The organism is Imperialibacter sp. EC-SDR9 (genome assembly GCF_902498805.1).
Lineage (GTDB): Bacteria > Bacteroidota > Bacteroidia > Cytophagales > Cyclobacteriaceae > Imperialibacter.
The window spans coordinates 94,478-102,189 of the sequence record NZ_LR701593.1 but is presented as its reverse complement, the minus strand read 5'-3'; the positions used below and the strand labels follow the sequence as shown (position 1 = coordinate 102,189).

The window sequence follows — 7,712 nt, the reverse complement described above, 5'->3', positions numbered from 1 at the left end:
AATAACCAAAAACATGACTTCGACCAGAGGGTATCGTAAATTACCCCGATAAGTAGTTCTGCAATCTTTCATTTGACTAAAGATATTGCAAAAAAGATTGTCTTTTACCTGTTCAAAACCTTTTGAAGCCGGAAAAACTATTTCGCTCTATTGGATCAAAAAAAAAGACAAAAAAATTTACAATTATCTCATTTTCAGTATATTGAACCATGAAAGAGGAGCACAACACCAAACGCAACAGCTCCCTTTTTTTATACTAAACACACACCATATGAGACTTTGATAAGCCTCCTTGAGGCTTTGACCATTCTGTGCCCCGGGCCCCGAAAAATTCTTTTACCATTAGTCTCGTAATAATTATTTTGAATGCGATTGCCCTGAACCACGTACTATTTATCGGAGCAAGCCCGCTACCAGTATGTCTTCGTCCAAACTCTCCCAGTGGATTCCTTCTCCGCTGCCGATCAATCTCCAGTTATTTTTTTGTTTTTCTGTAGCATCTCTAAGTTTTGGGAACCAATCGAGAGGTATGGCAACTTCACGGCCATCATCTAATCTGATGAACATTTTTAAGTCATCAAACCAAATATCAACTGCATTGCTGGATTTATAGCTTGTTAAAATACTCATCCCATTTGTTCTTAAACAGTTCCAAATTCTCAATCACTAATTTACGAATCTCATTGATTTCAGCGGCGTTGAATCTTTTCGATTTAACGAGTTCAATAGGCTCAAGGTTAAATTTTGCTGTGCCGTCACCTTTTTCAACATGAATATGCATCGGGCTATGATCATTTGCATAAAAGAAGAATCGATAACCTTTGTGTCTTAAAATTGTCGGCATCTGACATAATGCTAATGCTTCATAAATATAAGACTTTTGCAGTATGTTGACCAACTCTCCATAATGAGCACTATTAACTTCAGAAATCAAATAAGTCCTCCAGGTTTGTTGCAATACCTATTCTTACGCCAAAGTTCTTGTATTGGCCATCTTCAAAAGCCGCAATGGCCTCCAGCCTGAAAACCCGCATGATATAATCCAGGCCGTAGCCCACTTCTGTGTAGTTATTAGAATTGGGTGTGCCGAGGTAATTGATAAACATGTTTTCTTTAATCCCCATCATCCGCACAAAAGCAAGTTGTGTCACCACTAGCTTGCGCCATTGGTTATGCACAAATGCGGTAACGTATTCATCATTGGTGCTGTAATAGTAGTAATCAAGCAAGCGGAAGTTCTCCACCGGGTCTAGCGTAGCAAATAGTGTTTGGTTGCCTGGGAAGTGCTTAAAGTCCGGAAAGTAAATGGCCTTGTCATTAAGAAACTTCCCGGCATTCACCCGAACGTCCAGCTTGGAACGGATGCCCCACTCAAAACTGTGTTTCACCCCTACGTCCAACAGGTCGTAGTTAACATCGCTTTCAGCCCAGGGCATGCCTTTCCTGTACTCAAGAGTGAAGGTGGGCGTCGACTTCCTGATCTCCTCTTTCGACCCGTTCTTCATTCTGTACTTCAGCCATGGTTTGTACTCCCCTGAAATGTTAAATATCAGTGCCTGGTGCTCAAAAAAGCCTGTTATTTCTGTATTGGCATTGAGAGGGTTGTTGGCTGTATATTCTTTTCCGGGGTGTTTGAAAAAAGTGTAGTCTGAATTGTTGGCCAGGCTTCTTCTCTGCGCATACTCAACGCTGGCCTTCGCCGAGAATTTGTCGTTATATCGTTTTTCGTTTTCCAGCCTTACAAAATCCTTTTCATATAGTTTTAAATAGCTTTCCTTCAAAAGCAGGGCGTAGGCAGTGTTGATATAGGGGTGGATGGGCTCAAGGGCACTTAACTGCTGCACATAACTGCCTGCCTCCAGCCGGGCGCTGCCTCTTGTGCCGCTTTCCCCGTATTGGAAATCTACATAACCTTTCGGTAGGAGCTTTTCTCTGGCAAAAGAATAGCGCAACACAGGGCCGAACTGGAGTTTATTGCCATTTTCAAACCGTCGTGAGTAGTTGATGTCGTAAAAGAAATTAAAACCTTCTACTGTATTGAAGCCGATGGTTTGTAGTGGAGACTCGATGTTAAGGCGACCCTTTTTCCCCAGCTTGTAGGAGCTTCCAAAAACTGGATCACCGAGCCTTACTTTTCTGTCTCTTCTGTTTTTTCCTTTTTTCGTGGTGTCTGATTTGTACTCGGCTTCTTCCGCTTTGTCGAGGCTGTCTATCTTCGTATACCCCCTGATCTCATAGGCAGTAAGTGGCACAGGTCTCATGCTTGTCCAGAAGGTGGAGTCGTTGTTGTAGCTTGTGGTGGAGTCTCGTTTTATGGAGATATTAGAAACAATCTCAGGAAACTCAAGATCTTCCATTTCTTCCTTTTCGTATTCCTTCACCAGCTTGCGCAGGTCTTTTCTGGTCACTTCCTTGTTCTGAGCCAGCTTTTCCAGTGTTTCCTGGCCTTTCGTCTTTTGCTTCACTTCAGCGGCAGCCTCTTTATCTATTTTTTCGTCGATCACCGTTACCGGAATGTCGAGGTCGGGGTTGAGGGTGATTTTGTATTCGCTGAGTGTGGCCAGGTAGTTGTACTGGAAGTCGAACCCGAAAAAAGAGCCGTTGATGACAAACTTATGACTTACCGGGAGCCAGGCTTTGTCCTCGATCGGATTGTATACCTGCTCAATGTTGAATTTGATCCCCAGCTTATACATGGTAAGGTCGAGGCTGTGGATGCTCCAGAGGTCGTCAACGATGTAGATTGTTCCCTCAAAAATGTCGTCTCCTTTGCTTCGGGGCGTGACAAGTATTTTGTTGATCACGTAGCCGCCTTCCCGGAAATAGCCGTCGTAAGTAAACCTGTAATAAGCGAATGCTTTGGGTGAAAGCGGAGAAATGGCGTCCACAACCTTTGGCTCGTAGAAACTGGCCGTGAGGAACTCACCAGGGCCTGTTCCGTTGTCTTCCCCCTGCGAGAACACCGCCACCACCTTTTGCGAGTAGGTACTCGGCCGTTCGTAGTGCAGCTCACTCACCGACTCGGAAGTAAATGCCATAGTACTGTCAATGCCCTCTTCGGCTATTTTGTTGCGGAGGAAAAAGGGTGAGTCGAGCAATCGGCCGGATCCCTTCATGTAGACTTTGGCATCGTAGGCATCGAGCTGGTTGGCATGGAAGCTGGCCTTGCCGATTGCTTTGCGCATGATGGTGTAGGCAGGGTCTTCTTTGCCGCTGCGTACTTCCACTTCTTTGAGGAGAAATATTCTGGGTTTAAGGGCGAGGTTGTACGTTTCGAAGCCGGTAGTCACTTCAAAGAAATGCACGTTCGATTCGTAGCCAATGTACTGAAACACAACATCGTATTTGCCGGGAGCAAGCCGTACCTCATAGTCGCCTTCGACATTGGAAGTAGTGCCCGTGTTGATGTTGCGAATGAAGATAGTGGCAAAGGGGAGAGGCTCATTATTCTCTCCAAGCACTTTGCCTTTAATACCAGTATTTTGGGCTAAAGCGGTGAAAGACACCAGCAGTAGCAGGGATAAAGAGTAAAAACAACGCATCTAAAAAATTTGAGTTTTGATTGACCTTGTAGCCTAGATGTAATAATCAGTGCTGAGGTTGCGTAAGTAATTACAATATTAATTTTTTTCCGTCGGCACAGCAGGCCGAAGGCGGTAGAAAAGTTGGGGAATTGACCTTTTAGGAGAAATGAATGGGGCAGTGAAAGAAGTGTTTTTTTTTAGGAAGTCCATCACTTGGGCAAATGGACTTCCTGTGCTTAGTCGCTCAATTAAGTATTGGGTTTTGAGGATGCCTATTCACTTTGAGGGTGCTAGAAGCAAAAATCAGTGCCTGGATGATCAGTGCAATGACAAGTAAAATGGCACTTTCCAGTTGGGACGACAAAGTGCTTGCACTAAACAGTGCTTTAGCGTCTGTCATTAGAGATGCTCCTTCTGTTACCTGGATGGAAGAAAGTGTTTTCAGGGACAATGCTGCCTCCTTTGCGTATGCTTTTGCAGCCGTCAGGTCACCCTGTTCTGCCTTCGCACCCATTTTTTTGCTGAGGTCGTTGAACCCGCCAAAGACTCTTTCTTCTTCCTCAGTGAGCACTGTTTCCAGGTACGACTCGTTCAAGACCATTATTTGCCGGAAGGCCGCCTCCACCTGCTGTTGTTTGTCGGCATGTTCAATGTTCTCGGAATCAATAATTCTCTCGATCAAGTGGAGGTGCTCTGCGTGCTGAAAAATGTAGCTCTCCACCACCAACCGATCCTGAAATATCGAATGGATCGTTTCGCTGATTTTCACCGAGTTTTTCCTTTCTTTCAGGTTATTGAATAACACTATCAAAAAAACAGTCAGGAGTAGTGCTGCCGCTGTTGTTTTGTTTCGAATGCTGTATGTCCATTTCATAGCGTCTGAATTTTAGCCTCTTCTATGGCTTGTTCAACTTTCAATATCTTGAGTTTTTTTGGGCCGCCAGGTAGCGTCCACTGAACAGTCATGCCTTTCCTGAAGCCGATCAGCGCAATGCCAAGTGGCGACAGTATGGATACCCTTTTCTCAGCAATATTTGCTTTGTTCGGAAGAGTGACTGTGAAGTTGATTTGTTGTTTTGAATTGATCTCCTCAATTTCAAAATAGGAGTTTAGTCGAATAACATCTTCCGGTATTTTGTCGTTTGCAACAACCCGAGCACGATTAAGCTCATTCGTCAGTTGTCTTATCTCAGCAGTCTTTAAATGATCCGGTAGATTAGCTATCAGGGATTTAATTGTATTGTGGTCTGCTTTTGTTATAATTGGATTCATCGTTACGTCGTATTTAAATTGAACATGGCACCAAGCGAATGCCACTGAGTGAATAGGGCATCCGTATGGTGGTATTATGCCTGAAAGTGAAATGCTAGGTAGGTTGAATAACGTGCTCCGGGTAGTCAGAGCAAGAAGTCTGCAGGAACAGTACTACCGGCCTCCTTACTTCTTTGATGAAATGGGAGGCCTATTTTACAAAGGCTTTGTTGTGCGTACAAAGCAACACACAGCTATCGATTCCGCCATCTGGCGAAAAGGGCAATTTGAGTATGTCCTTTGGTTTGCGCACGTTGTAATCTTTTTGCTATTAACAAGATACAACTTAAAATGGTTTGGTAAGCCAATTTCTGTAATATCGGTTGTTAAAGATCGACTTTTCTCTTCATATGCCTCACCCTTTCTCATAAACCGAACGCTATTTGCGGGAATGAAGAGAGTGGATAGGATGCAAATGGCAGGATTTGCAGTGTATCAGCATTTTGATTCCGCTACCGCTGAATTGATATCAAATTGTCAACACCTGTTAAACGGATAATAATATTTTCATTTTCCGCCGTTGAAGAAAATACCTTTCCATTAACTTGAATTGTGGAGTTTTTTTCACCCTTTAGTTTTAATAATACTGTCCAGCCAGGGTTTCGTTGTGTCACCTGATAGGTGACCAGGCTATCTTTCGAGCTTTTTGTGAAGCCAATGACGTTATCCCCCATCCACACGTCGCTGATAGAAACATCGTCCCAGCCCTCGGGCATGTCGGGTGCTATCGTCACCTGTTTTTTGTGCGTCTCTGGTTGAATTCCGAAAAAGTAACTAACAATCGGGACAGCAACGGCGTAAATGTTCCATGCCTGCACAATCATGCCATAATCAGGGCTCACCTCGTACATGGAGCCGGGCAGGGCGTAGCTGAATGAGTTGTGCAGCTTTTTCAGGTAACCAAGCGCCTCGCCGGGATGCCCGTATCTTGCCTCGGATATGGCCTGCACGCCAGTTGGTAGTGTCATTACCGCACCCACGTAGCTGAACGACTTCCATTTGTTGGAGGCATCGCTGGCTTCATCTCTGTCCATGCCCGTCACGTACATGCCGAAACGGTTGCTGTACTTTCTGGCAGTAGCTAAAGCCTTGTCAGCCTTTTCAGGATCGGCAATGCCCATTTCAGTCGGCGTGTTGACGACCCAGTTGTGGTGAACCACGTAGCCGCTGGTGGTTCCAGTAGCGTTAGCGACCAACTCTTTTTTTGTTTTCTGCAGCTCTTTGATCGACCATGGTTTGTTGATGGTGTCGGCTCGCACTATGGCGGCATCAATCAGCTCCAACGCTTGTGCCTTAGTCGAGCGGAAGTCAGCGAACGATTGGGCACTTTCTACCCACCATTCACTATTGATTTTCTTTTTCAGTGCATAGGCCTTCTTCTGGTATTCAGTGCCAAAGTCAGGCTCGTCCATTTCCATTGCCATTTGCGCAGCAGCTTCATAAGCTTGTTGCGTGTACACCACTACATCCACCATCTCGCTGTGCAGCCCATGAATTTCCATCATGCCGGGGCCGTCCGGATAGCCGTTGCCATCTTTGTCCTGTTCTTCGATCCACTTGATACCCTTCTTCACTTCCGGGTAGTATTTTTCGATTGTCTCTTTGTGGCCAGTCCACTGGTAGAACGTCCAGAGAAGGGAAATAAACTGAGGCGTTTCGTTCAGGTTGCCTGGATTATAGGTTTCGCCATTGGTGGAGGTTTCATGAATGATCCGGCCATTGCCGTTTAATTCCATCGAGAGCTTTTCAATCAGGTTGATGGTCGAGTTCACTTCAGCCGGGGAGCCAGTAGCCAGCATACCCTGCAGGGTATAGCAGTTGTCGGCACCAAACCACCACGGATAGTCGGGTAGCCCGGCGGAAACACCTCTCCCTATTTCCGGCACATCTCTGATGAGCCAGGCGGTATTGTACTTCACCCATCGGTACATGGTTTCAATGTCTTTGTCGGGGATGGAGATGGATGATGCCTGAGCTATTTGCTCATACCGATTCATTTTGTTCTTCAGCGTAACAGAGGCTGTTCCTTTTAGCTGATCATAGGTGGTATGGGCGTCGTCGGCTGATGTGTATGAGCCAGCGATATAGTACTGAACCGGGTAGGTTTCGTTGGGCTGTAAAGTCACCCTCGAAACAATGGTGCCGTCGGTGCCCAGCCCTTTTCTTTCCTGAGGGCAGGGGCTTTCATCGATTCTGTATCCGATAACAGGCTCGCTGCTGCCAAATATGGTATACCAGTCGTTGTTCAGGTCTTTTGCTAAATAAGTCTCGGAAAGCTCCTGCAAAAAGAGGGTGTCTCTGCCATTCTCAATGTTTTTTCTTTCCGCCAACCACACGGGCCTGAGGTCCACCATGCCTGTGAACGCAAGCTCCAGCGACTTTTCCTCTTCGCTTTGGTTGGTGATAGTATATTCTACAATGAGCCCTTCCATGCCATCATCTGGCACAAATTGTATTCTTTGAACCTGTAAATCGCCGTTGCTGAAAACATGTTTGTTAGCAAAAGGGTAGTTGATGAATTCATCGGCCTTATCCAGACACCAGGGAGCCTCTTTGCCAACCTCTCCGATATTCATTGAAAAACCATCCATTAATTTAATCGGGTGATCCCAGATACCGCCCATTTCTCCATCTACATGCCAGCCGAGGTCGGGGAAGCTACCATCCTGATGGCCAATCATATAAACCCGGTCGCCGGCCGTCACAAATGGGCTGCCCAGGTACTCCGGTTTACCGCTGATATGTTCTACGCTGTCCAGGCTGACCAGAAGGCTGGTTGGTTTGGTGTCCGTATCGCAGGACACAAAGGCCATTGATATCAATAAAAAGCAAAGGAGTTGTTTCATCAAAAACGCAGCATTTTAAATGGTTAAAAGT

General features: G+C 45.6%; 6 protein-coding genes. All 6 read right to left on the bottom strand.

The window, feature by feature from the left end:
- Positions 1-393: 393 nt before the first annotated feature.
- The gene (locus GC130_RS18795; RefSeq protein ID WP_151999891.1) at positions 394-630 is read right to left on the bottom strand and encodes a DUF2442 domain-containing protein; all 237 of its coding nucleotides are present in this window, start codon (positions 628-630) and stop codon (positions 394-396) included.
- Positions 608-934 (bottom strand): DUF4160 domain-containing protein, encoded by a 327-nt coding sequence (locus tag GC130_RS18790; RefSeq protein WP_226940545.1) that lies wholly within the window; start codon positions 932-934, stop codon positions 608-610. The genes GC130_RS18795 and GC130_RS18790 overlap by 23 nt, the downstream gene beginning before the upstream one ends.
- Positions 924-3,542: a DUF5686 and carboxypeptidase regulatory-like domain-containing protein gene (locus GC130_RS18785; RefSeq protein WP_151999890.1), complete on the bottom strand. Its 2,619-nt coding sequence runs from the start codon at positions 3,540-3,542 to the stop codon at positions 924-926. The genes GC130_RS18790 and GC130_RS18785 overlap by 11 nt, the downstream gene beginning before the upstream one ends.
- A gap of 226 nt (positions 3,543-3,768) precedes the next feature.
- A complete protein-coding gene (locus tag GC130_RS18780) occupies positions 3,769-4,398 on the bottom strand; it encodes a hypothetical protein (protein WP_151999889.1) in 630 nt (209 codons plus the stop codon).
- Positions 4,395-4,796, bottom strand: a complete 402-nt coding sequence (locus tag GC130_RS18775; protein ID WP_151999888.1) for a GreA/GreB family elongation factor — start codon at positions 4,794-4,796, stop codon at positions 4,395-4,397. The genes GC130_RS18780 and GC130_RS18775 overlap by 4 nt, the downstream gene beginning before the upstream one ends.
- 491 nt (positions 4,797-5,287) lie before the next feature.
- Positions 5,288-7,681, bottom strand: a complete 2,394-nt coding sequence (locus tag GC130_RS18770; protein ID WP_151999887.1) for a glycogen debranching protein — start codon at positions 7,679-7,681, stop codon at positions 5,288-5,290.
- Between the last annotated feature and the right edge of the window lie 31 nt (positions 7,682-7,712).